Origin of the sequence: Clostridium sp. AF32-7AC (assembly GCF_003477925.1) — a bacterium.
In the GTDB taxonomy this organism is placed as follows: domain Bacteria; phylum Bacillota; class Clostridia; order Lachnospirales; family Lachnospiraceae; genus Otoolea; species Otoolea fessa.
The window spans coordinates 239,824-266,009 of the sequence record NZ_QUEG01000002.1 but is presented as its reverse complement, the minus strand read 5'-3'; the positions used below and the strand labels follow the sequence as shown (position 1 = coordinate 266,009).

Here is a 26,186-nt window from a genome sequence, read left to right as displayed (position 1 = left end):
CTGAACCCTTTAGCTGCTACAGCTCCTCTGCAAACCGGATCTCCTCCATCGCCTGAATATCGCTCAGAAGTGTTTTTCGAAGCGACTTGTCCTGCACTTCCACCGACATCGTCGCGGAGGGACCCTCGCCCTTTAACTTATTCTTGGCAATATCAAAAGACACGATTTTCACATTCTTAGAACGCATGGTATCCATGAACGCCCCAACACACCGGCTGCTGGTAAATTCCAGATAGAAATCGAACACCTTTGCATGCTCATGAATCATTGTATCCACACGTGTCAGGAGTTTCAAGGTAACCGCAATCAGAATCAGACCGTAAACCGCACCGTCCACAAATCCGATACCGGCTGCCAGTCCTTCACAGGCGCAGACCCAGAGACACGCCGCTGTAGTCAATCCACGCACCTGATTACGCCCGGTTACCATGATCGTGCCAACCCCTAAAAATCCGACACCGCTGATAACCTGCGCGCCCATCCGCGCCATGTCCGCTTTTGCAGATGGAAATGTCCGGAACATATATTCACTCGTCAACATGACAAGCGCTGAACCCAGGCAGACCAGCACATGCGTCTTGATGCCCGCACCGCGCCGTTTCAGGCCACGGTCAATTCCAATGAACATTCCCACCGCCAGCGAAAACAGCAGGCGAATCCAGATGCCGACCGCTGTCCAGGTCGCCGCCGTCTCCACAATCCATTTCCAAACTGCCATTTTTTCTCCCTCTGCAAGCCCGTAAAGCTTCTAGAACACAGCTCTTTTTCGCTCCACAAGACTCTTCCATGACCGATACCGGTATCTTTTATGGAACAAAAAAGAGCAGAAAGCATCCGTATTTCTACGTTTGCCTTTCTGCTCTTAATCTCACAGGCTTTATTATATCCAATTTATTAACGTTTTGTCAATCTGTTTCTATGCTGCGCCGTACAGAAGATCCGGTACACATGTAATTAAGAACGGGCAGAAGGTCAGAAGCAGAAGAACAACCAGAAGGGACACGATAAATGGCCATACTTCCTTCAGGAACTCACTGATCGGACATCCCGTGATACCACAGGTCGTGAACATCATCGAACCGAACGGAGGTGTAATACCACCGATCATGATGTTAACGATCGCTACCAGTCCAAAGTGGTAATCATTGATTCCAAGCTGTCTTGCAACCGGAAGCAGCAGAGGTGTAATAATCATCAGCGCCGCGCCGCCTTCCAGGAACATACCCATAATCAGAAGAATTACGTTGCATGCCATAAGGAACAGCCACTTGTTGGTTGTCAGGCTTAACATACCAGTTGCCACGACTCTCGGCAGGTTAATCCAGGTCATGTAGTAACCGAATACATTCGCTGCAACCATGATCAGGACAACGCTGGAAGTACCGGCGATACTGTCAAGCAGGATCGGAACCAGATGCTCTTTCAGGGATAGTTTCTTGTAAACGAAACGTCCGATAATAATACAGTAAAGAACGGCTACCGCACCGCCCTCAGACGGGGTAAACATGCCAAAACGCATTCCCAGGATGATACCAAATGGGAAGAACAGACCCCAGAAAGAGGTAATACCCTGTTTCACGATCTCTTTCAGAGACGGGAATTTTTCACGGGTGGTCGGGTAGTTTCTCTTATGTGCAATAATCGAAACAACGATCATCATCGAGATTGCCATCAGAATACCCGGAATATAACCAGCCGCAAACGTACGACCCAGGGAAATCTGTGCAATCAGTGTAAAAACGATCAGGTTTACTCCCGGCGGAATAACCGGTGTAGCAGCCGAGGAAGCCGCTGTGATCGCTGCGGAGAACGCCTTGGAGTAACCTCTCTTCTCCATCTCCGGAACCAGCATCTTGGACTGCATCGCACAATCTGCGTTGGCCGAACCGGAGCATCCGCCCATCAGCATACTAAGTACTACGTTTACCTGTGCCAGACCGCCTTTCATATGACCGGTCAGCACTTCCGCGAAATCCATCATCTTGTCACTGATGCCGCCGTAGTTCATGACGGAACCAGCCATAACGAAAAATGGAATCGCTAACATCGAGAACGACTGTGTAGAGGTCATAACCTTCTGTAAGATCAGCCAGTTTTTACTGGTTGTATCAATAAATGTAAAATAAAAGAAGGTTGAACCAAACAGTGCATATACAATCGGCATTCCCAGGAAATAGAGAATAAATACCATAAAAATCGGAACGAGTTCAATTAATTCGAGTCCCATCAGTTATTTCCCCCTTTCCCTTTAAATACCTTGATAATATCCTTAACCAAAAAGTAAATACAGAAAATCAGTGAAAGCCCAAATCCGATCGGAACCGCGCCGGAAATATACCAACTCGGAACACGCAGCGTATTCGTCAGCTTATCCATCGTGTTCATCACATACTGGACGCTTGTTCTGGTCAGCATAATCAGAGTAACAAGCTCCAGAAGATCCATAATAACCTTAACAACTTTTCTTATCTTCTCCGGAAGAATGTTGATCAGGATGTCTACGCCCAGATGTGCGTGCTTACGGTACGCATATGCGCTTCCAATAAAGACGGTCCAGACGAAGAGCCCCGTAGCGACCTCTTCCGACCAATACAACGGTCTTTTCAGGAAATAGCGCATAAGGACGTTTGCGTTTACAACGATTGTACAGAGTGTCAGTGTCACGCAGGTAATAATTGCATCCAGGTTTACCAGCACCGACCCCAGTGTGATTTTTTTCTTTTCCATAGTCTATCCTCATGCATTCATAATGGCAGTCAGTTTTGCATAACCGACGACTGTTCTGTCATACAGCCATCTTTCCAGCAGTTGTAACTGTTCAGTACCTTCACAGTCACGCGCAAAAATCCATTAAAAATTGCCTACGGCAATGGGATTTTTGCCTGCTGGCCCATGTTTTCGTACGGTCAGCGCAGTAAATGCGCAGACCTACTGAACAGTTACCAGCAGTTTCATATTTCCGGCACTATACGTTTGTCGGAAGTCTGCCCGGACCTCAGACAATCTTCTTTGTTCTGACAGCCCGGGCAGATATACTTTCTTCTTTGCAGCGGTTCTGATAACCGTTACGTTTTACCATTTCATAATTGCTTTAAAATACTGTATTTGCTCGGAACAATCTACATTATTCGTTCTTTGCACGGTAGTCATTCAGGAAATCAACCAGTTTCTGATGAAGTTCCGGATCTGCGCCGTACTCGTCTACGATCCAGTCATAAACCGGAGCACAAGCCTCTGTGAATGCGTCAATATCTACATCGTTCCACTCAACGCCTTTGTCTTTCAGGAACTCGATCATGGAAGCTTCGTCGTTCTCAGCATTTTCCTGCTCCCACTTACCAGCTTCTACACAGCACTCATCCAGAATGTTTCTCCATTTTTCCGGGATGGACTGATATACGTCCTCAGCCATGAATAACCAACGGGTTGCGATGAAGTGGTTCGTGTTTGCAACTTTCTTGGTGTACTCATAAGCACCTGTATCCTTCAGGGTGGAGATGGAACCTTCGAAACCATCAACAACACCACTGGACATAGCAGATAAGCACTCCGTAAAGCTCATTGCAGACGGGGTAGCACCCAGACAGGTGATCGTCTTAACAAACAGCGGAGACTCGGTCGAACGCATGATCAGACCATTTAAGTCAGCCGGTTTCTCAACTACCTTGTTCGTACATACGCTTCTGAATCCGAACGAATAATGTGTATCCAGAACGTGGATGTTGTGCTCGCTTGCCAGTTTTGCATTCAGATCTTTTACAATATCAGAATCCATCACTGCATTATACTCTGCATTGTTCTTGTAAAGCATCGGTCCAACTAATACGTTGTAATCGCCGATGTAATCAGCAAAGTAGGACGGCTCCTCCAGACCCATCCAGACAGCGCCGTTGTGTGCCTGTGCTACAGACTCCGCGTAGCAGTCAAGCTGGTTCTGTCCGTAATACTCCAGAGTGATATGACCATCGGTCTTCTCTTTTACCAGGTCTGCCAGATATTCGCTGGCTTTGTAGTTCCACTCTGCCGGCTGAAATACGTTGGAAAACTTGATGGTGATGTAGTAATCATCCGCAGATGCCTCGTCACCTGCTGCCGTTCCTGCGTCTGCTGCCTTTGTGTCAGTCTTTGCGCCGCTGCCGCCGCAGGCCGCCAGGCTCATCGCCATCGTTGCTGCCAGTACTACTGATAATACTTTTCTCATACGTTTTCTCTCCTTTTTCTTAACCTCCCCCAGTCATCTTTCTGACCGGTTCATCAACAGTTTCTACTACTTTCTAAATAAATTACCATTTCAGCATTTAGGCAAAAAAATAGCACCATTTTTAAAAAACAGTCTTTTCCAGCTGTTTCTAACCATGGCGCATCTCTTCGTCTCTGCTTTTGGTCCTTTATTCATCTTTTACCTAATTTTAACACTTATTTTACGATTAGGCAAGCTATTTTGTCGAAATTATATAATTTTTCTCGATTTTAGTCGATTTTTATGTGATATTTTTGTAACAATCTTGTTTATTTTTTATCAACATTACAGATTTAACAGATCCAGTTGCGGAAACAGGGAAGAAACAGTATACTACTTCTTAAGATATTTTCTATGCTTCTATATACTGTTTTTATATAGGTGATGATTGATTTTTTATATGAAAGGGCTTACCATGATTTACTATAAGATAGAAATGCACCACAACGAAAAAACCTTCGAATCCCTGTCCCGGATGCAGTACGATCTCTTCTGCGCTTCCAACCGGATCACGCGGACGATCTTAAGCATCCTGTTCATCGCCGGAGGTATCATCAATCTAAGCGAGTGGTGGGGCATCCTCTTAGCCGCCTACGGCTGCTATCTGACGACCAGCACCTACAGCTCCGCCAACCACACCGCCCACAAGCTCGCCGAACAGATCAAAAAAAGCGGCATGCCGTTCCCGGCGTCCCGCTATGAATTCCGTGAAAATCATCTGGAAGTCTATTCTCTTCCGAAAAACACCCGCGAAAGCACACTGGCTTACAATGAATTTGAAAAGCTGGGTGAGGACCGCGATTATTTCTATCTGTTCCGCGATTCCTACGGCGGGTATATGGTGCCGAAAAAGGGGATTGACGCAAGCGCGGGGTCCCGTTCAAATTCGGATGAGAGCCAGAATTTGAAATCAATTGGCGCGTTTCGGGAATTTTTGGAAAATAAGAGTGGGAAACGGATTTACAGGAAGACGATTCCGCTGGTTCGGGTGATGCAGGCGTTGAAGAAGAAAAGATAGTCGATAGATATAAACTATAAAATAGTTCAACAACTATAAAAAGCCACGATTTGAACTCTTTGATTCAGATCGTGGCTTTCTCAAAAACCTGCTGTTCTATTCTGTTTTTCTGCCAAAAATCTTCTGCAGTTCCTAGAATCAGCCTTACCGCGTGGTGCTCAAACGTTTTTGCAACACTTGTGGCTAAAAAATATCAATGCAGTTATTTTCTTCTATCTCTGCGCCACCTTATGCGGATTCAGAATATTCTTCGGATCAAACACTTTCTTGATTCCGTTCATCAGATCCAGGTTCTTCTCCGGCAGGGATTCTCTTAAATACGGCTTTTTCGCATATCCGATGCCGTGCTCGCCGGACACCTGACCTTCGAGTTCATGGGCTTTCTGATAGATCTTCTCCATTGCAGCAGACATCCGTTTTTCCCACTCTTCATCACTCAAATCGTCTTTCAGGATGTAGGCGTGCAGATTTCCGTCGCCCGCATGACCGAAGCTCTTGATGCGGATATCAATTTCATTGTGGAGATCGTGCAGATACGTCACCATCTCATTGACACGGCTTCTCGGAACAACCATATCGACCTCATCCATGTAAGTCGTGGATCCCTTGATTGCCTCCAGGAAAGCGCCTCTGGCTTTCCAGATGGATTCCTCCCGCTCCTGGGTATCGGAAATCAGCACGTCCAGTGCGCCCTGTTCCAGGCAGAGTTTGACCACCTTGTCATACGCTTCTTCGATCTCCTCGGTGGAATTCCCATCAAATTTCAAAAGCAGATACGCATCCGACTGTTTATCCGGGAACGCTTTTCCTAAATACTCCTCGGCGTCTTCAATCACTTCCCGCTGCATGAACTCGATCGCGGTCGGGATCGTCTTAGATTTGATGATAACCGGGACGGTGTCGATCGCCTGTTTCAGGGTCGGGAACGGGATCAGAAGGCTGATGACACGCTTCGGAAGCGGCAGAAGCTTTAAGATCGCCTTGGTAATAAAGCCAAGCGTTCCCTCGGAACCAATAATCAGATCTTTCAAGTCATAGCCTGAACTATTCTTTACGACTTTGCCTCCAAACTGAGTGATCGTGCCATCCGGCAGAACCACTTCCAGCCCCATGACATAGTCTCTCGTCACACCGTATTTGACCGCACGCATACCGCCCGCATTCGTGCTGATGTTGCCGCCGATGGTCGCTGATTTCTCACCCGGATCCGGCGGGTAGAAGAAATCGTGATCTTCTACATAGGCGGACAATTCCATCAAAAGGACGCCCGGTTCCACCGTGACCGTCAGGTTTTCCTCATCCAATTCGAGAATCTGGTTCATCAGGGTGGTATCGATCATGATGCCATGTTCCATCGGAACCGAAGAACCAACCAGCCCCGTTCCGGCGCCCCTCGGTGTCACCGGAATCGTATTTTCGTATGCATATTTCATGATCGCCGCGATCTCTTCGGCTGATTTTGCCTTTACCACCACATCCGGATAACTGCTGGTGCCGCTCAGCTCATCGTGGCTGTACTCTTCGTTGATATTTTCACCTACGAGAACACGCTCGTCATCCTGAATTGTGTTTTTTATATATAAAATATCATCTTTATCTATTTTCTTGTAATTTCCCATGATATCCTGCTCTCCTTCCTGTGAATCTTTATCTTCCCATCTCAATCTTCTCAATCAGTCTCGGGAGAATCTCATAGAGATCACCAGTCAGGCAGTAATGTGCCGTCTTGAAAATCGGCGCTTTCGGATCTTTATTGATCGCGACGATCGTCTCCGCGTGATTCATGCCGGCAGTAAACTGGACCGCACCGGACACGCCGCAGGTGATGATGAGTTTTGGGCGGACCGTACGGCCACTCAGACCGATCTGGCACTTGGCATCCAGCCATCCGGCTTCCACCATCGGACGGGTGCAGGCAAGCTGACCTCCCAGCAGATCTGCCAGTTTTTCCAGCATTTTCAAATCTTCCGGCTTCTTCACGCCTCGTCCGGCTACCACCAGGACGTCAGCATTTTCGATAAAGGTTTCCTTCGGCTTTTCTACGATATCCAGAACCCTCACGTGGGAAAGCAGTTTTTCCTTCTCAATTGTACAGACCACAATCTCACCGCTCTCTTTCTCGGCACGCTCCGGTGCGTTCATGATCTTATAGCGCACGGTCGCCATCTGCGGACGGTGGTTCGGAGTCTTGATGTGCGCCATGATATTGCCGCCAAAAGCCGGTCGGATCTGGGATAAATCAGTATTTTCATCCATTTCCAGGATCGTACAATCCGCGGTCAGGCCTGTCTTCATACGGGCAGCCACACGCGGCGCCAGCTGTCTGCCGACCGTGGTCGCACCGACGAGAATAGACGATGGTTTTACTGTCTGGATGAAGTTTTCAAAAACAGCCGTGTACGGCTCGATCTGGAAACGTGCCAGTTCCGGTGCATCATAGACGAATACTTTATCTACATTATAATGAAGCAGTTCGTGTGCAGCCGCATTGATTCCATTTCCCATAAACAGGGCGTAAACCGGATGTCCCGTTACCTTGGAAAGTTCTCTCGCTTTTCCAAGAAGCTCCAATGTAACCGGATGCACCTTTCCATCCACGTGATCTACGTAAACGGCAATGCCCTTCCATGCACTCTTATCGACGCTCGGTTTTACCGCGTCTTCTACATATTCAACCGCGCCCTTCGGACCTTTTCTCACGCAGAGACGGCACATTTTACAGGCGGCGCTGATCGTCACCTTTCCGTCTTTTTCTTCCATCGCCCCGAACGGACAGAGCTTGATAAGTTCCTGATTATCCGGGATTTTGTCCTGATGTATGATTAACTCAGCCATGCTTCCACCTCCTACACGAATTTCATATCCACGATCTTCTGATACAGCCGGTCTGCCAGCTCTTCGCCGCTTCCGTCCCACATTTCCTTTTTGTCATTGACAGCTGGTGGAAAAATGCGCTGAACCTGCGTCGGGGAACCATTGAGTCCATAGTGCATCGCGTCTTTATCGTCCATATCCGCCAGGGAAAGAATCCGGATTTCACGGTCTTTCGTGTTCATTTTCCGGACATACGAAGGAAGTCTTGGCTGAAAAATGTCCTTGTCAACGGCTAAGAGACACGGAAACTGCACTTTCGCCACCTCGACCTCTTCCGGCAGATCCATGCTGACGGTGATGCCGTCCTCAGCAATCTGATTGATCTTGACAACATCTGCCACACTCGGGATATTCAGCCACTCGGAGATCTCCGGACCAACCTGCGCGGTGTCGCCGTCCGTTGTCTGTTTGCCGCAGAGGATCAGGTCAAAATCGCCGCAGCTCTTGATGCCCTGCGCAAGTGTATAGCTGGTCGCCAGTACATCCGCACCGCCAAATTTGCGATCCGATAAAAGCGTTCCGCCGTCCGCGCCCATCGCAAATGCCTCGCGGATCACCTGCTGCGCCTGCGGCGGTCCCATGGAAATGACGTGAACACTTCCGCCCACTTCTTCCCGGATCCGGAACGCCGTCTCCAGCGCGTACAGATCGTATGGGTTCATCTTCGAAGCCGCGCCGTCTCGTTTCAGCACGCCGGTAACCGGATCGACTTCTACTTTATTGCTTTCCGGTACCTGTTTGATACAGACAAGAATCTTCATTCTGTTTCCTCCTTCATATGGATGCTTTGTAAAAATCTTTAAATGATGGATGCTCTTCAGGTCCTCACAAATTTTAAAGAATTTTTAATCCGCATATTGGTTCTACCAATTTATTGAAAAGAAAAAGAATTTTGGTAGAACCAATTTTCTTTATTCGTTAGTATAGTGGGCTGCGTTCTGGTTGTCAACGATTGTTTATCTTTTCACATAGAATGTGTTTTTTCATTTTTTTCCAAAATTTCATCTATCATCCGGAAATGCCGGTCCAGTGCATCCTTCCCCGCTGCATTATCTTTGTTCCGCAGCGCTTCCGCAATCTGCCGGTGACAGAGATTCAGTGCTTCTTTCGCCTCTTTTGTCCGCAGAATTTCCGCGCGCATATTCCGGATGAAGGTATCGATCACGCCGGAACACGCCTCTAAAATATTGAGCAGCAGCACATTTCCCGACGCCTGTGCCAGTGTAAAATGGATCTGTTTATCAATCCGGGCGTTTTCCTGCTCGTCCATGCTCCGGTCAAGACGTTTTACCAGTTCTTCCAGCGCGTCCATCTGGCTCTCCGACGCATGTTCAACCGCCAGGGAAAACGCCTGCTGTTCCAGCGCATAGCGGATCTGGCTGATCTGCTGATAATTAATCTGGGACATCGCAAACATCATCCCCATCGTCTCCGCAATGCTTTTCTGAAATTCACAAGTGATGTAATTCCCCGAGCCCTGCTGGGAGGAAATCACTCCCGTCATATCCATGATCCGCAGCGCTTCCCGGACGGAATTGCGGCTGACTTCCAGCATCTGCGCAATCTCCCGCTCCGGAGGAAGCTTCTCCCCCGGACGCAGCTCGCCCGCCATGATGCGATTCTTGAAATATTCGATGACGCCTTTGTAGGCTTTTTCCTGTTTTTCCATAGACACTGCATTCCTTTCACTTTGTCTTTATCATATTTCAAGTCGAACGTCCGTGAGACTTGGCGCGTGATTCTGGTCAGCGAAGCTGACATATTCCTATCAGAATCACTGCGCATCCTCGCGGAGCGTTTATCTCAGTCGGAGACCCAACTCCCACTGAGACAAATTTGCTATTACTCACCACCTGAAGAGGTGGGAGTCTTCTCGACTGAGATAAAAATCCGGATTGAACCGAAAAGATTCTTTTTACAGAAAACTCTCCAATCTCGTCTCCTGCCAGCTTATAATCTCCTGCTCCAATTTACAGTTGTGCTCCAGCATATACCGCAATATTCCCGCATAGCTGCTGCCCTGTTTTATCATTGCTTCCGCCTTCGCCCGATCGGGTGCTTCCAATGGCTTCGCATATGTCTGAAACCGCTGCAATTCCTGCACACCCATCGCGCACAGCTGAAACGGCAGTCCCGTCTTTCGGATCAGATGCCCCGCGATCGCCAGACCATCTGGATCGAGATCGCCAAAATGATGCCAGGAAAGTCCCGGATTTTCTCTGGCGATCCGCTGCAATAGCGCCTGTTTCGTGCGGGTATGGTAGCCGCTCAGAAACAGATAAAATATATGTTCCCGCTCCAGCCGGTGAAACGAGGTCAGATTTTCCACCGTCATCAACGCCGCATCCCGGATCTGGATGCTTTTTGCCTTCTGGAATGTCTCAAAAGGGATCGACATCGGCAGATCGTGATAAATCCGAAGTTCGCGTCCGTCTTCAAGGCAGATCCGCGCATCCCCTTTCAGATAGATATACGCCGGATTGGAATAAATGTAAAATTCCTCCAGAAGCGCCGTCTGCCGCTCCCGTTCTTCTTCCAGCTCCGCAAGCGGTTCATCATACCGCCCCGTGTGCTCCAAAATTCCACACACTTTTTTCCGGTATATCTTTTCCCACTGTTTACTGTCATGCAGAACTGCCTCTGACATTTCCCGCTCCAGCGTAGTTCTCTGCTTTTCCTGATTTTCTTTTAAAAATTGCACCAGATTCCAGATAGCTTCTGCCTCGGTTATCTCTTTTTCTACCCTCTTTTCATCCAGCTTTCTCGCACGGCTGTTTTTCAGTGTCTGAAGCTTTTCTTTTCCATATGCCTCCAATAAATCGCATTGGCAGAAGCGATGATAAACCTCTTCCAGCCGTTTTTTTAGAATATTCTTTTCTGTCCGGTTCAGGCAGGCATAGTAATCTTCCCAACGTTCCGGGACAGCACAGATCTGACGGAGAATACCAGTATTCGGAGGAACTACATGAATAAGTCCCTCCGATTCCATCTGACGGATCAGTCGTTCAAATTCTTTTTCTTGGAAAAGCTGTTCCGGCGGGAGAAAATCTTTGTTGTAGCCCTTGAAAATATCGGATGGTTTGACCGAAAACACTTGTTTTACCTTGTTTTCACCGGCGTAGGTGACGCTTTTTTCGTATTGATCCAGCAATTTACTTAAAAGCTGTTCTTTCCACTCTTTCCGATCCGCCATTTTTTCTCCTCGTTTCCTATGCCTGCTTCACCAATCCTTCTACCGCATTCGTATACCGTCCTGTCACGATCAGGCTGACAGTTGAATCGATGAACTGACCGATACTGTTGATCTTCTCCGGCGGGGCTGCATAGAATACCTGGAAGTGATTTTCTTCGAAATAATGGACCATCTGCTCGATCCGCTCTCTCGACAATGCCGAGAACGCCTCGTCAATGAATGCCAGACGGGCGCAGCAGGTGTTTGCCGGGTAGCACTGCAAAAGACTCGCCGCCAGAATGATGAAATACGGGGTCTGCTTCTCGCCGTTGCTGGCGGAACCCTGTTTTTTTGATAACTCTGCCGTGATCTCAGTCTGTCCCTGACGGCTGCTGATCTCCATATCGTAAGAGAAATATCTCCTGTAATCCGTGTATTCCCACTCATCTTCTTCCGCCAGAATGATACTCATAAACTCCTGAATATCATTCTCCATCTCCTCGTCGTCGCGCGCCGAATTCATATAGACCTGCGGGGAACTCATATATTTTTCCAGACGCCTGCAGATGCGGAAGAAGAGAGCGCGGTCTGGCTTTTCTTTCATCACAAACTTGTAGGTATCGTTGCCAAACGGCATATGGCGCAGTTCACGGTTGATCGCGTCCATCTCACGTTTTGCCTCGCGGACATTCTCGTCAATCTCCGCCACGAAATCGTTCATAAACGCGCTCTCCAGCCGTCCTGCCTGCTCCTGCAGCTTCTGCTGGGCTTCCTCCACCTTGACGTGCGCCAGGTTCCGGTATTCTTCCCGGTACCACGGGATGTAACCAATGCCGCGCTTTCCGACGTCGATTCCCGCCAGGCGGCAATACGCCAGCTGTGCGTCCTCCAGCTGGCGCTCCCGCTCTGCCAGCATATTTTTGCTCTTGTCGATGGAAAGCTGTGTCGTCACGCGGATCGTGCCGCGCTTCTCGCTTTCGCGGTTATATTCCTCCAGCATCGCCTCTTTGAGTTCCATGTTGACAAGGCATTTTTCCTCATATGCCTTCTGGCATAAATAGATCTCCGTGCTGATACGGCTCAGTGTTCCTTCGCAGCCCTTTAAATCATTCTTACAGCCGCCAAGCTCACTCTGGTTCTGGTTCACACTCTCATTTGCCTCGCGTGCCAGCCGTCCCGCCGTCTCCAGTTCTTTCAGGACTGCGGTAAAGTCCGGATTTGCCTCGATCTCCTCGCGGTCCTTTACCAGGCTGTCCCTGCGCTTTTTGCAGTCCTTCAGCCCATATGCCGCGCCGAAATCGTAGTGTCCGCCGTCCCAGTCGATCTCCTTGATCGCATCACGGTATTTGATAACCTGTGAAAGTGCCTCTTTATCGGCCCGCTGAACCACCTGTAATTCTTCCAGTTCTTTTCTGGACTGTTCCAGCTGGCAGCGGATCGCGTCTGCGCCGAGACACAGCTCGGTCCGTCTCATATCCATCATCGCAACCGCATAGCTCTTCGCCAGCATGCCATCCCGCATGAGTCCGCCCTTCGGGTATTCATGCAGCTCTTCCAGATTTTCACAGAGATGAATGCCGTTTAACAGATAATTGGCGTAACGTCTCGCATAGACGTTCGGGATCCGCAGAATCTCCGCCGCGGAACCTTCCACCGCCTCTGTTTCCGGAAGCTTATCCGTGATCACGACATTTCCATCATAGATCCGCTCTTTCTGTAAAATCTGCATCGCCTTATGGCAGTGCGCGCCGTCCACGATGATATAGAAACGCTTTCTTCCCAGAAATGTCTCAACCGCCTTTCTCCACTCCGGAGCGGTCACCTCCTGGACCAATTCGGCAAAAATGTGGACCTCGGTCTGGATACCCTGTTTTTCTAACCCTCTCTGAATCTTATTCCGGGCATTTTCCACCTCCGCCGGGAACACAAGGATATTCGATTCCAGACGGCGGATCTTCTCCTGCAGCGCCCCTATCTCTTTTTCACGCTCTTTACACTGATCCTGCAGGTGGATCTTATTTTCCTCATAGATGCCGTCCTGACGGTGAACCTTCTCGCGGAATGCGTCAAACGCCTCCCGCTTCTTCGCCGTCTCCCCATCCGCCTGTTCCAGTGTCTCCAGATAGGTGTTTTCCGAGGATAAGGACGGAAGATCTGCTTCCAGAAGCTTGATAAGCGCGCTTATCTTCTTCTTCAATTTCAAAATCTGCGCCAGCTTGTCCTCCCAGTTCTTTTTCTCACGATCCGCTTCCTCGATCTGGCGTTTCAGGGAATCCAGGCTTTCCTGCATTCCCTTGACCATATCGTTATTTTCTGCAATTCGCAGGCGTTCCTGTGCGGCTTCCTGCTGTCTTGCGAGCTCTCCCGCCCGCTCGGTCAGGCGCCCGTACTGGTCTTTTAAAGCCTGATAACGGTTTTTCGTCTGCTTTTCTTCCTCTTCCTTCTCCCGGAGTGCCTGGTACGAAAGCATCAGCTCCCGGATGCGGAGTACCCGCTTTTTCTTCTCGTATTCGTCACTCTGGCGAAGCACCTCTTCGAGCTGGATTTTGCCCTGTCTGAGACTCTCATAGAGTTCCCGCAGGCGCTCAAACTGGCGCTTCTGCTCGCGCAGTTCCTCCAGCGACTGGACTTTTCCCGGTTCCAGGACACAGTCCTGAATAAACTGGTCGATATTATTTTCCGGGTTAAATGCCATCATTTTCAGAAGCTTTGTCCGGTATTTGACTGCGTCCACGCGGAGTCCCAGTGCCCGGAGTACCGCCTCCGTGCCGCGGTCCCGTCCCATAAAAGAGGAAAGCTTCATCGCCTCGCCATTCACTGTCAGCTCATTTTTCGGCGTGATGCGGAGTGCATTTCCCTCAATCCGTGTAAAATCGATATCGTCAATCGCCGCCCCAGGACAGATAAACCAGCTGCTGACCGGCTTGCCAGACTCACTTGGAGACTCAATGCATACTCCGACCGTGAGCGGCACTCCCAGCGTCGGATCGGAAAATTCCATCGCAATATAGCTGACAACGCTGCCATTTCTCAAATAACGCGCCTCGCCATTACTGCGCGTGTCGCCGCGCACATAGCCAAGCACCGTCCGGTCTCGGTCCTTCGCCGCCTTGTTAAACTGCGTGTTGCCCGTCAGGAGATAGGTCATCGCATCAAGCACCGTCGATTTTCCGCTTCCGTTGACACCGGTCACCAGGGTCGAACCTTCCAGCTCGATACAGACATTCTGGAAACGCGACCACTGGACCATCAAAAGTTTTTTCGCCGATTTCCTATTCATGATCGTCTGATTCTTCATCGCCGTCTTCCTCCTCTTTTGTCAGCTCCGTTTCCCATTCGTCCTCACGGCTCCACTTTTCCTGCATCCGCCGGTTGACATTTTCCACAAATTTGCCAAACTCCTGTGGTTCCAGCACAAACTGCATCGACGGATAAAGACAGATCCGGCAGTCCTCCTCGCCGAGCTTTCCAATCACCTGCAGAAGCTGATATTTGGTAAACAGCGTCAGAATCGATGCAAAACTGCTCTTGTCAATCTGATCCCGAATGCCGTATTTTTCCATCTCATAGCGCAGATCGGTCACCGAAATCTCAATATTTTTCGAAAGACTTCCAGAACGCACCCGGTCCGCATAGAGAGTCCAGAGGCAGCATAAAACCACACTCTCCATCTTTTTGAGTGTCACATGGTTGATCTGCAGTTTTCCATTCTCGCCGAGATCCCGGCAGTTCTGCAGCATAATCACACCATTTTCCCGGTCAATTACAATATCGTATCCGATATATCCCAGGTACGCTGAAAATGGTTCCGAACGCTTGGAGACAAAATAGTACGCTTTTTTGCTGTCCTCGTCACGGTCGCGCACGATAAAGGTCTGCTTCAGAAGACGCCTGACACTTTTCTGGAACATGTCCTTCTCAGAGGATGTATATTCATTCCATATTTCTTCAAATCCCATGTTTTATTTCTCCTTCCGGCGTTCGATTTTAAAGCGCCGCAGAAGCATCTGCTGCGTTTCCAGATAACCATCCTCCGCCTGTATCTCATACCCATTTTCCGAACCATAGGCAACCGCCGAGAGCACGCTTAAAAGATCCCGCTTGCTCTTCATCGGAACCTCCTCGCTGGATATCTCCGTCCGATCTCCTAAAAGCGCCTCCAGATAATTCTTCATCTTATCCTTCGAATACGGGTTCTCTGCCTCCCTCTCCTGTGCCTCCCTCGCACGATCGATGTCCTCCTGTGTCATTTCTTCCAGCTTTGCATAGGTTGCCTCGCGGATCATCTGCTCCCGTCGCGGATAGCGGATCGAGTCGGTATCGATAAACTCATTATTTTCCAGCAAAAACAACCCGTTCATCGACTCCGGCAGTTCTTCCTTCCAACCGAGTGTGTTCATCTCCGCCGCAATCACGCGGATCGTCTGCTCGACATGCCCGCGCACATCGCTGTCCCGGTTTTGAAGAAATCTCGCGCGTCCAATCGCAATCTGTAAATAGATATTAATTTTATGCTTGATATCCCGCATGATCTGGTCGTAATCGACTGAGAAAAACTGCAGAATCGTCTGGATCATATCCAGCACCTTATTCTCCGCCTCAATGTGTTCCAGTTCTTCTTCCTTCGCGCATCCCGCCACCAGACCCTCAAACAGCTCCTGCCGGTTCTGCATCGCTTCCAGCTTTGACCGTATAAAGGAACGGTACATATGAATATTCTGCTGTTTTGTCAGACGCGCGTACTCGCGGATAAAATCGCCCTCACAGTATTCGAGGACGTTCTCGGTCAGACTTTCCAGGCTTTCCTCGCGCACCATCCGCTCGATGATTTTTTTGATAAAGGTCGCCAGGCGCTTGAGCGCACCGGAGAGCTGTTTCGCGTTGCGGTAGACCGAGCGCAGCGCATTGACATAGATATCCGGTTCCCACTGGTCGGGATTCTGCAAAATATTATAAATATTGAAAATATAACTTGAAAATTCTTCCCACTCCGGCTTCATCATCTTCTGGAGAAATTCTGCCAGAAAGACGCCCTGCTCCGTCATCATGATATGCTTCTCATACGTCGCATCGTCCGTGTCCTCCTCCAGCCATCCGACCTCTTTCGAGCAGAATTTGCGGATCACGGAATTGGCAAGCTGGTTGTAATTCCGGTCGGTTGTCATCTCATCGTCCAAATAATCAATGTGATTTTCCAGAAGATAAATGGCAAGCGCATCCCGGATGCGGCTGCGGGCAATGCGGTAGGTGATCTCCCGGTCATACTCATGATAAATGAGCAGAAGGCAGTCCGAATAAATGCGGTTGCTGCTACCGCTTGCCAGGCAGTTGAAAAAGCCGATTGGAAGAGCGTCAAAAAGGTTTTTATTTATGCTCACGGTGTATTCCTTCCATATATTTATCTGTATTTATGTTTCTGATTTTCCTGAATATTTCAATATCTGAAAACACCTAACTACCAGCTCTTCCAAAAAACGAAAAGCCGGCAGTCTCAGTCGTTTCTTCTTAATAATTATATACTCTATACCGGGAAAATGGCAAGGCTGGGACTGTTTGGACTTTGATTCCGGTTATTTCAAAGAGACGTTTCCCCCTTTATTTAACGTACTCACAAACTGCATCACACATTTCGTCAGCTTCGCAATGCTTTCACTTTCCTCCGCCCCCGGCTTCATACCCATTCCTATTTCCCGGATGCAGGTCGGGGAAACCGGAACGCAGTAGACATCTTCGGTATTTCCGCGGATCATCAGTTCAGACATCATTGAAATGCCCAGTCCTTTTCCCACCATGCGGATCACCGTCTCGTCATCCACATAGACGGACTGCTCCTTTGCCCTGACTCCCTCTTTTGCAAATGCGGCGTGTACATCGATGTCAAACCGCCCGTACGGCATCAGGAAATCTTTTCCTTCAAATTCACGCAGCGGAAATTCTTTGCGCCCATTTAAGGGATACTGCTTTGGCAGAATCGCATACAAAAGTTCATGATACAGCGGAATCCACTCGCATTTCGGTTCTTTCTGTCTGCTCGCAAAAATGACATCCGTCTTTCCGCTCTGTAATAATTCAAATGGTTCCAGCGCATGATCGACCATGCGGAGATCAACGTCCACCTTCGGGCAGAGGCGGCGGAACCGGTATAAAATCTCCGGCATCCAGTACATCGCGATGCTCGCATATGCCGCCACACGGATCGACTCCTCCTGCTGTTCCCGCACCGCCTGAATCTTATTTTCCAGGGTGGCATTTGCCTGCAAAAACTGGCGGATATCCGGCAACAGGTTTTCTCCCGCCTCCGTCAGCGCGATGCCGCTGTAACTGCGGCGGATCAACGGAAATCCAATCTCCCGCTCCAGGCTGTCCACCAGATGGGTCAGCCCCGACTGCGTGTAGCCAACTACCTCGGATGCTTTCGAAAAACTTCCAAGATCTACCGCCGTCATCAATATTTCCAGTTTTTTGGCATCCATGCCGCACCTCCTTTTAGAATATTACATTTTGTCATATTTCTATTATAAACTAGATTTTCACAAACCACAAGGAAGGCTTTATAATGATGATTAGAAAAGAGTTTTCAATTGTTACTGTTCACGGGTAGGCACTTTTGGAACCGAAAGTGCCGTAAGAAAACGTGGTGGCAGCAGGAATTTGCCGTATTTAAATGCGAAGCCACGGCAAATTCCGTTACTGGACACGTATGCGTGAACAGTAACTTTCAATTTTCATGTAAAAGGAGTGAGCATCTATGACGCAGACCTGTCTTTCCCATAAGCAGCGGCTTTTAGTTGCCGGAACTTTATTCGGCATGTTCTTCGGCGCCGGAAATCTGATTTTTCCGGTGCACCTCGGTCAGCTTGCCGGACGCCAGTTTCTACCGGCAGCGATTGGATTTATTCTGACTGCCGTCGGCATTCCGATCCTGGGTGTTGCCGCGATCGGAAGCACGCATTCGGAGGGACTTCAGGATCTGTCCCGCCGCGTCGGACACAGATATAGCTATTTCTTTACCTGTCTGCTCTACCTGACAATCGGACCGTTTTTCGCTATTCCGCGGTGCGCTACGACCTCCTTTACCGCCGGAGTCAGACCCCTTTTAGGAACACAGCTTTCCGAACAGACTATGCTGCTTTTGTTTTCGCTGATCTTCTTTGCGCTGGTGTTTGTATTTTCCATTCGTCCAGGCAGCATCACGCTCTGGATCGGAAAAATCATCAATCCGCTGTTTCTTCTGTTTCTAGGCGTTCTGATTGTGACTGCCCTGCTTCATCCGAGCATCGAGGTTTCAGCGGCAGTTCCCGATGCCTCTTATCAGAATGGAGCTTTCTTTTCCGCGCTCTCCCAGGGCTATGAAACCATGGATGCGATTGCCGGACTCGCATTCGGGATCGTGGTCATTTCGGTTATCCGCCAGATGGGCGTGCGGGAAGATTCAACCATTGCAAAAGAGGTTCTGCATTCCGGTATGCTGGCTGGGCTTCTGATGGCATTTATCTATCTGCTTACCATCCTGATTGGAGTACAGTCACTGGGACAATTCGAACTTTCAGAAAACGGCGGCATCGCCCTCTCCCAGATTGCAGACTACTACCTTGGACGGATGGGCACCTGGATCCTCGCCATCGCGATCACGTTCGCCTGCCTCAAGACCTCCATCGGGCTTGTAACGAGCTGTGCGGAAACCTTTGTGAAACTGTTTCCCCATACCCTTTCCTACCGTGCATGGGCGGTCGTTTTTACCCTTTTTTCACTCATTGTGTCAAATGTGGGGCTGTCCGCTATCATCACTTACTCGGTTCCTGTTTTGATGCTGATTTACCCGCCAGCCATCACGCTGATTCTCCTCGCGCTGGTTGGAAATGCATTCCAGCATAACAAAAAAGTCTATGTCTGCGTTACCATTTGTTCCTGGGCAGCTTCCATCTTTGACTTTTTAGCAGCTCTGCCGGACGAAATGCAGTCTGCCCTACATCTGGAACCCGTCATCGCATTTGCCAGACAGACGCTTCCGCTGTTTAATTTGAACCTCGGATGGATTCTGCCGTCGCTTGTCGGGCTTTGTATTGGACTTCTCTGGAGACAGAAAGAAAAATCAGCAGACCGCTCACACCTTCCTGTATTCCCCATATCTTAATAGTATGAACGAACCGCAGGAGGCAACCATGAAACGAACTAAATTTGCAGCTGCCCTGGCTGTGCTCACTCTGCTTACCACCCTGACCGGGTGTGGACAGGCGAAGGAGGCGGACGGGGCGCTTGAACCGGTCACACTCAATGAGGTAGCCCACTCGATTTTTTATGCGCCACAGTACGCCGCGATCGAGCTGGGCTATTTTAAGGATGAAGGCATCGCTCTGACACTCGTAAACGGTGCCGGTGCCGACAAGGTTATGACCTCGCTCATCTCCGGGGATGCCGATATCGGATTCATGGGCTCAGAGGCAAGTATCTATGTCTACCAGGAAGGTTCCGCCGATTATGCTGTCAATTTTGCCCAGCTGACCCAGCGTGCCGGAAACTTTCTCGTTGGACGAAGTGCCGAACCAGACTTTTCCTGGCAGGATCTGAAAGGCAAAAAGGTGCTTGGCGGGCGCGCGGGTGGAATGCCGGAAATGGTCTTTGAGTATATTTTAAAGAAAAATGGCATCGATCCAAAAAATGACCTGACCATCGATCAGAGTATCAATTTCGGGCTGACAGCGGCGGCGTTTACGAGTAATGATGCGGATTACACGGTCGAGTTCGAGCCCTTCGCCACCACCCTTGAAACCGAAGGAAATGGCACCGTTGTCGCCTCGCTCGGCGTCGATTCCGGTTATGTCCCCTACACCGCCTACTGTGCAAAGCAGAGCTATCTAAATAGGCATCCGGAAATTATCCAGTCGTTCACGAATGCCATCCAGAAGGGCTTAGCTTACGTCAACTCCCACAGTGCGGATGAAATCGCCGAGACAATCCAACCTCAGTTTCCGGAAACAGACCGCGCGGCAATCGCCCGCATCGTTGACCGCTACAAAGCGCAGGACACCTGGAAAAATGATACCATTTTCCACAGGGACAGCTTTGAGCTTCTGGAAAATATTCTGGAAGAAGCAGGTGAACTCAAGGAACGGATTCCTTATGAAAAACTGGTAACGACCACGTATTCTGAAAAAGCGGCTGGATTGCAGAATGAATAACCAGCAAAAAAGAATGTGCCTTGGCACATCCGGGCGTCTCGCGCGGTCGCTTGCGACAACCTACATCTTCGCGCGAGTGCGCATCATTGGCACGTTAGTGCCTTTTTGTGTAATAGGAAATTCCAAGGAATTTCCTATTACACAAAAAAGAGCTGTCATGTATCACTATTCAAACATGACAGCTCTTTATTTCTATGCCGCAAACACTCCCATTACCTTCTTAAAATAGTCCCAGAGTCCCGCTTTCTCCACCGTTTCTGCCGCTTCTATCTCCACACTTCCCAATTCCCGTCCATCCAACCGGTAGACCAGATGTCCGATCACATCACCTTCCCGAACCGGCGCTTTGCGGGATTCTTCCATCATCCACTCTTTTTCGATTCCATCCAGATTCTCTCCTCCCATCGAAAGGTAAGAAAAGGTTCCCCGCAGACGCCCTGCAACCTGTTCCTGGATGCCGCCTGCCACCGTCGTTTCCGGCACAGCTCCCGGATTTTCATCTTTGTAAAGATGACAATTTGCAAACCCATAATTTAATAATGTGACCGCATCCGCAAACCGCGCCTTATAATCCGGTGCTGCCAGAATGACGGCAATCAGATCAACGCCATCTTTCCGCCCGGTTGCGGACAGGCAATATTTTGCCAGCGATGTAGAACCTGTTTTCAGTCCCGTCACCTCAAAATTTGTCACCATTTTCAGCAGCTTATTCGTATTGGAAAGTCCAAATTCTTTCTCTCCCTGCTTGGTCCGGTGCGTTATATTTTCCATCCAGATCGTTGAATACTGAAAAATTTCCGGATACTTCGTGATCAATTCCCGCGACATTAGGGCAATGTCGCGCGCCGACATCGCGTGCGTCGTAGACGCCGTCAGACCGCAGCAATCCTCAAACTTTGCTGTCTCCATTCCAAGCCCTTTCGCCCGCTCGTTCATCATCGCAACAAATGCCTCTTCACTGCCGCCGATATACTCTGCCATTGCCACACTGGCATCATTTCCCGATGCAATGACGATGCACTTGATCAGCGTTTCGACCGTCTGTACCTCCCCTTCTTCCAAAAACACCTGGGATCCCCCCATGGATTTCGCATGCGCGCTGGTCGTGACCTCATCCTGCAAATGAATTTTTTCCGAATGTAACGCATCAAAAATCAGAAGCAGCGTCATAATCTTCGTCACGCTGGCTGGATTTCGCGCCTCGTCCGCATTTTTTTCGTACAAAATAGTTCCGGTGGAGGCCTCCATAAGGATCGCCTCCGGTGCCTGGACGGGAAGCTCAGCGGCATTTTCTGCTGCCTGCGCTGTCTCTGCGGTTACTGAAACGGGAATCCACAGTTCCTCCGCGTAAGATGTGAGCATACCATTTCCCCCCAATTTACCAATTCCAAGCTGTATGCCTGACACACATTCTCCCATCGTAAGCACAACCACTACACCAATCGCTGTCAGCCCTCTCCAAGCATTTTTGTTTAAATACACTCTTCTCCTGTCTCTGCCCCCTTCGTCCCAACACATACATCCTTTTTCCCGAAACAGCTTCTTTTTCACAAACCAACACCATTTTTCCACACGCTTCCATTTCAAATACCACGCCTCTCCCTGCATGATACATTTTTCATTCATATCTTCCTCCGTCTGCACATACTCTCTTCTCAAGATATGGCATATCCGCCCGTCCCTATGCCAAAGAGAATTGTAAGAAACTGTCATAGACCACCTTTCCTTTTTATGGTATACTATAAGAACACAGACAGGCTTATAAAAACGTTTTCCGCTCTCTTTCTTGCTGTGTCGAGTCGGTGGCAAACTTTCTCGGCCTGTTATTACTATCTGACGCAAAAAACGACAGATAAATATGAATAAACAAAAGGTGAAAACTATGATGAGAAGAAATTCCTCCCTTGGAAGCGTTGGATTTTCTGCACGTGGCGGACGTTCCAGGCGACGGCACGGCAGTTCCTCCAAACTTCCGTATTTAATTTTAATCGGCATTCTGATTGTACTGCTTGGAATTGCCGCGTTCCTCTGGGTGCGCCGCTCTCCGGCAGCACATGTATCTTCGGTTCCAGCGACAACCGAAACGGATTCTGAAAATGGAGTAATTTCCCTTGATAATGCATCTGCACCTGCTGATGACAGCCTCGAGGGTGTCATCGCTCAGGCAAAGCTTCTGGCAGACGGTTATGACTATGACGGGGCAATCAATCTCCTGTCCAGCAGTACATACGCATCTGACGAGTCCGTGACGGCAGCGATCGACGAATACAACGCCACCAAAGAAACACTGGTGCGCGCTGATCCGCGTAAGGTAACGCATGTATTCTTCCATACACTGATTATGGATACCTCGAAAGCATTTGACGGCGACAGCCGCGAAAAGGGTTATAATCAGGTCATGACGACCAAGGATGAATTTATGAAGATTCTCCAGTCGATGTATGAGCGCGGTTTCGTTCTGGTACGTCTGCACGATGTAGCATATGAGGTGACCGCAGAGGACGGTTCCAAACATTTCCAGGAGGGCGATATCATGCTTCCGGAAGGTAAGAAGCCGTTCGTCATGTCACAGGATGATGTCTGCTACTACGAATACATGGATGGCGATGGCTTTGCCTCCCGTATGATTATCGGCGAGGATGGCAAGCCAACGAACGAGATGAAGATGGACGACGGTTCTGTTTCCGTCGGTTCCTATGATCTGGTGCCGTTACTGGATGATTTCATCAAAGAGCACCCGGATTTCTCCTACCGCGGCGCAAAAGCGTGCATTGCTTTTACCGGTTACAATGGCATCCTGGGCTACCGCACCGATTCCGCCTACAATACTGACGAGTACAAAGCGGAACACCCGGATTTCAACTTTGAGGAAGAACGCGCCAACGCAGCAAAAGTCGTCCAGTGCCTGCGCGACGACGGTTTTGAAATTGCCTCCCACAGCTGGGGACACCGCAACATGGGTACGATCTCCATGGATAAATTCCGTGAAGATACCGATAAATGGGCAAATGAAGTCGAAACGCTGACCGGTCCGTGTGATATCATCCTCTTCCCGTTTGGAAGCGATATTGGGGACTGGCATCCGTATGATACAAGCAGCGAGCGCTTCCAGTACCTGTACAACAAGGGATTCCGTTACTTCTGTAACGTAGATTCCTCCCAGTATTTCGTCCAGATCGGCGACGATTATATGCGACAGGGGCGCCGGAACCTCGACGGCTACCGGATGTATTATGACCTTCCGGAAAGTGGAGTCGGCGGCGACCATTTGAGTGACCTGTTTGATGTCAACGAGGTATTTGACCGGTCAAGACCTACTCCGGTGCCGAAGATGACGGAGTAAGATAAAGCTGTAATCCAATTTTAAATAAAAGAAAGAGAAATCGAGCATTTGTTCGATTTCTCTTTCTTTTTTAAAAACCCCGGAGTCTTCCACACTCCGGGGCACACCTTTTCTTTCAAGCACAGCTTTCTGTTGCAAATCTTAGAACTGCACAATCTCCTCAATCGGCTCTGCCTTTTCCACGTAATCTGCATAAAGCATCGGACCTTCACCCTCATACTCCGGCATATACTCATATTCTACGCGGGCACGTACTTTGACCCAGTCTTTCGTCTCAAGCAGACGGGCATTTTTTGCCTTGCACATGAAACCTAAGAACGTCATATCTGCCTCGCAACAGGTCATCGCCATACGTCCAGGAACAAAGTTGTTCTTCGGGAAATCCGGGGTTTTCAGTACCATGCCGGTAAATTCAACGGTCTTTCCACGGTAACGGTCCGGTTTATCCATCGCATCAATATACCAGATACCATATGCCTCCGGCGGAATCTCGATCACTTCGGCATTGACATCAAATGGAAGATCCGCTTCGGTCACTTCCTCAATTTCGCCCTCTGCGTCCTCAAATACGATCTGAACCTGCGGGTTCATGCCCTTTAAAGTACGGCGGTATACATCCAGATCCTCGATCTCGTCGCAACGGTTCATGATAATCATTTCCGTGTTGCGGACCATGGCACCAATCAATGGTTTCATGTTCTGCAGGTATAAATCAAATGTGGAACCATCGATGATCGTGATCTGCTGATACAGATCCCAATCGTTCGGAAGTTTCAGGGCATCCAGATTCCACATACCGTTCCACTCCATCAGAACTCGCTCCGGATTGTAAAGGAGCTCCAGATCCTGTAGGTATTCCGGCGTCAGCTTTTCCGCTTCCTCTATATAGACAACCGCTGTATGAGTCTGCTTTAAAAGCTCCTCATCATACTCTTCCTCGCCCTCTTCGCAGACAATCAGAAGTGTCTTTCCTTCGGTCTGGAAATAATCCTGCTGCATTGTAAATTTAATAAACTGGGTTTTTCCAGCTTCCAGAAAACCATTGATGAGAAACAACGGCATCTTATCTTCATTCATAGTTCATTCTCCTTGTATTTACGCGTTGAACGCTGCCTTCAGACCCTCTTCGTCCAGCTCGGCACCGATCACGCACACCTTTCCGGTAAAATCCGGTGCTCCCTCACGGATCTCAGCCTGCTCCGGAACCATATCAAAATGCAGCCATACGCCCTTTTCTTCACTCGGAACCATGCCTTTCGCACGCAGAACCTCGCCGTATTTATCACCATAAGCCAGATCATCCAGAATCTTCTGCAGATCTTCTTTCTTCATCACGCCGACATTCTCCAAGCCCCAGCTTGTAAATACATCATCTGCATGATGGTGTCCTTCGTGATCGTGGTGGTGGTCATGGCAGCCACAGCCACACTCGTCATCATGGTCGTGATGATGATGCTCATGGTCATGATGATGGTGCTCATGATCGTGATCATGACAGTCACAATCGCAGTCATCGTCATGGTGATGATGCTCGTGATCATGATCATGGCAGCCACAGTCGCAGTCATCGTCATGGTGGTGATGCTCATGATCGTGGTCATGGCAGCCGCAATCGCAGTCATCGTCATGATCATGATGGTGATGATGCTCATGCATATGCTCTCTTGCCTCTTTCATCAGCTCCTCTGCCATATCATCTTCCTGCTCGATCATCTCAAGAAGCTGTGCGCCGGTCAGCTCGCTGCATGGAGTGGTCACGATGGTTGCCTTTGCATTGTGCTGGCGAAGCATCTCAACCGCGCCCTGTACCTTCTTCGGATCCGCTACATCGGTACGGCTTAACACGATCGTGCCTGCATTTTCGATCTGGTTGTTGAAAAACTCACCGAAGTTCTTCATATACATACGGCATTTGTTGACATCTACCACGGTAACCGCACTGTTTAACATAACCTCAATCTCAGAAGCTACATTTTTTACTGCATTCATAACATCAGACAGCTTGCCGACGCCTGACGGCTCGATGATAACACGATCCGGCTGATATTTGGTCAGAACTTCCTCGAGGGAACGTCCAAAATCGCCGACCAGAGAGCAGCAGATACAGCCGGAGTTCATCTCACGGATCTCGATGCCAGCGTCTTTTAAAAAACCGCCGTCAATGCCGATCTGTCCAAATTCATTTTCAATCAGAACGACTTTCTCGCCTGAAATTGCTTCTTTTAAAAGCTGTTTAATAAACGTAGTCTTTCCTGCACCCAGGAAACCGGAAATAATATCAATCTTTGTCATTTTACTTACCTTCTTTTCTGTACAAATGTGTACTGACTGTAAATCATTGTCCGCCCGGTACCTGGCAT

General features: G+C 49.1%; 20 protein-coding genes. 4 read left to right on the top strand and 16 right to left on the bottom strand.

Annotation, left to right across the window (positions count from 1 at the left end; all coding sequences use genetic code 11):
* Nucleotides 1-16 precede the first annotated feature (16 nt).
* The 4 genes from DWZ45_RS05345 to dctP all read right to left on the bottom strand — a co-directional run bounded on the left by DWZ45_RS05345 (nucleotide 17) and on the right by dctP (nucleotide 4,201).
* Complete coding sequence (locus DWZ45_RS05345; protein ID WP_107000139.1) at nucleotides 17-718, bottom strand: MgtC/SapB family protein; 702 nt, start codon at nucleotides 716-718, stop codon at nucleotides 17-19.
* A 198-nt stretch (nucleotides 719-916) separates the two neighbouring features.
* On the bottom strand, nucleotides 917-2,227 hold the full coding sequence (locus DWZ45_RS05340) for a TRAP transporter large permease (protein ID WP_181357154.1): 1,311 nt from the start codon (nucleotides 2,225-2,227) through the stop codon (nucleotides 917-919).
* Entirely contained in the window at nucleotides 2,227-2,727 is a 501-nt protein-coding gene (locus tag DWZ45_RS05335; protein WP_107000140.1) for a TRAP transporter small permease, read from the bottom strand. Before DWZ45_RS05335 ends, DWZ45_RS05340 begins: the two co-directional genes overlap by 1 nt.
* A 397-nt stretch (nucleotides 2,728-3,124) precedes the next feature.
* A complete protein-coding gene (gene dctP / locus DWZ45_RS05330) occupies nucleotides 3,125-4,201 on the bottom strand; it encodes a TRAP transporter substrate-binding protein DctP (protein WP_107000141.1) in 1,077 nt (358 codons plus the stop codon).
* Between the two features lie 454 nt (nucleotides 4,202-4,655).
* Between dctP and DWZ45_RS05325 the strand changes: the two genes are divergently transcribed.
* Complete coding sequence (locus DWZ45_RS05325; RefSeq protein WP_182426634.1) at nucleotides 4,656-5,258, top strand: YcxB family protein; 603 nt, start codon at nucleotides 4,656-4,658, stop codon at nucleotides 5,256-5,258.
* Between the two features lie 212 nt (nucleotides 5,259-5,470).
* Here DWZ45_RS05325 and DWZ45_RS05320 read toward each other — a convergent pair whose 3' ends face one another.
* The 9 genes from DWZ45_RS05320 to DWZ45_RS05280 all read right to left on the bottom strand — a co-directional run bounded on the left by DWZ45_RS05320 (nucleotide 5,471) and on the right by DWZ45_RS05280 (nucleotide 17,777).
* The gene (locus tag DWZ45_RS05320) at nucleotides 5,471-6,877 is read right to left on the bottom strand and encodes an FAD-linked oxidase C-terminal domain-containing protein (RefSeq protein WP_118468031.1); all 1,407 of its coding nucleotides are present in this window, start codon (nucleotides 6,875-6,877) and stop codon (nucleotides 5,471-5,473) included.
* A gap of 28 nt (nucleotides 6,878-6,905) precedes the next feature.
* On the bottom strand, nucleotides 6,906-8,093 hold the full coding sequence (locus DWZ45_RS05315) for an electron transfer flavoprotein subunit alpha/FixB family protein (RefSeq protein WP_118468030.1): 1,188 nt from the start codon (nucleotides 8,091-8,093) through the stop codon (nucleotides 6,906-6,908).
* A gap of 11 nt (nucleotides 8,094-8,104) precedes the next feature.
* Nucleotides 8,105-8,893 carry an electron transfer flavoprotein subunit beta/FixA family protein gene (locus DWZ45_RS05310; protein ID WP_118468028.1) on the bottom strand — a complete coding sequence of 263 codons (789 nt, stop codon included), beginning with the start codon at nucleotides 8,891-8,893 and terminating at the stop codon, nucleotides 8,105-8,107.
* A 203-nt stretch (nucleotides 8,894-9,096) separates the two neighbouring features.
* Nucleotides 9,097-9,801, bottom strand: coding sequence for an FCD domain-containing protein (locus DWZ45_RS05305; protein ID WP_118468026.1), 705 nt, complete (start codon nucleotides 9,799-9,801; stop codon nucleotides 9,097-9,099).
* A gap of 246 nt (nucleotides 9,802-10,047) precedes the next feature.
* Nucleotides 10,048-11,325: a Wadjet anti-phage system protein JetD domain-containing protein gene (locus DWZ45_RS05300; protein WP_118468024.1), complete on the bottom strand. Its 1,278-nt coding sequence runs from the start codon at nucleotides 11,323-11,325 to the stop codon at nucleotides 10,048-10,050.
* 16 nt (nucleotides 11,326-11,341) lie between these two features.
* Nucleotides 11,342-14,602, bottom strand: coding sequence for an SbcC/MukB-like Walker B domain-containing protein (locus DWZ45_RS05295; protein ID WP_118468022.1), 3,261 nt, complete (start codon nucleotides 14,600-14,602; stop codon nucleotides 11,342-11,344).
* The gene (locus tag DWZ45_RS05290; protein WP_117796428.1) at nucleotides 14,577-15,263 is read right to left on the bottom strand and encodes a DUF4194 domain-containing protein; all 687 of its coding nucleotides are present in this window, start codon (nucleotides 15,261-15,263) and stop codon (nucleotides 14,577-14,579) included. Before DWZ45_RS05290 ends, DWZ45_RS05295 begins: the two co-directional genes overlap by 26 nt.
* Before the next feature lie 3 nt (nucleotides 15,264-15,266).
* Nucleotides 15,267-16,682 (bottom strand): Wadjet anti-phage system protein JetA family protein, encoded by a 1,416-nt coding sequence (locus DWZ45_RS05285; protein WP_118468020.1) that lies wholly within the window; start codon nucleotides 16,680-16,682, stop codon nucleotides 15,267-15,269.
* 192 nt (nucleotides 16,683-16,874) lie between these two features.
* Entirely contained in the window at nucleotides 16,875-17,777 is a 903-nt protein-coding gene (locus DWZ45_RS05280) for a LysR family transcriptional regulator (protein ID WP_118293263.1), read from the bottom strand.
* A gap of 275 nt (nucleotides 17,778-18,052) precedes the next feature.
* Between DWZ45_RS05280 and brnQ the strand changes: the two genes are divergently transcribed.
* Complete coding sequence (brnQ, locus tag DWZ45_RS05275; protein ID WP_118468018.1) at nucleotides 18,053-19,438, top strand: branched-chain amino acid transport system II carrier protein; 1,386 nt, start codon at nucleotides 18,053-18,055, stop codon at nucleotides 19,436-19,438.
* 28 nt (nucleotides 19,439-19,466) lie between these two features.
* Complete coding sequence (locus DWZ45_RS05270; RefSeq protein WP_118468016.1) at nucleotides 19,467-20,483, top strand: ABC transporter substrate-binding protein; 1,017 nt, start codon at nucleotides 19,467-19,469, stop codon at nucleotides 20,481-20,483.
* 192 nt (nucleotides 20,484-20,675) lie between these two features.
* Here the strand turns inward: DWZ45_RS05270 and DWZ45_RS05265 are convergent, their stop codons facing one another.
* A complete protein-coding gene (locus DWZ45_RS05265; RefSeq protein ID WP_227589518.1) occupies nucleotides 20,676-22,142 on the bottom strand; it encodes a D-alanyl-D-alanine carboxypeptidase family protein in 1,467 nt (488 codons plus the stop codon).
* A gap of 223 nt (nucleotides 22,143-22,365) precedes the next feature.
* Here DWZ45_RS05265 and DWZ45_RS05260 point away from each other — a divergent pair, with 223 nt between their 5' ends.
* Nucleotides 22,366-23,826 (top strand): polysaccharide deacetylase family protein, encoded by a 1,461-nt coding sequence (locus DWZ45_RS05260; RefSeq protein WP_118468014.1) that lies wholly within the window; start codon nucleotides 22,366-22,368, stop codon nucleotides 23,824-23,826.
* A gap of 141 nt (nucleotides 23,827-23,967) precedes the next feature.
* On the opposite strand, the gene DWZ45_RS05255 is transcribed toward DWZ45_RS05260, so the two are convergent.
* A complete protein-coding gene (locus tag DWZ45_RS05255) occupies nucleotides 23,968-24,903 on the bottom strand; it encodes a GTP-binding protein (RefSeq protein WP_022359817.1) in 936 nt (311 codons plus the stop codon).
* Nucleotides 24,904-24,921: 18 nt separating this feature from the next.
* Nucleotides 24,922-26,118, bottom strand: coding sequence for a CobW family GTP-binding protein (locus tag DWZ45_RS05250; protein ID WP_118468012.1), 1,197 nt, complete (start codon nucleotides 26,116-26,118; stop codon nucleotides 24,922-24,924).
* Nucleotides 26,119-26,186 lie beyond the last annotated feature (68 nt).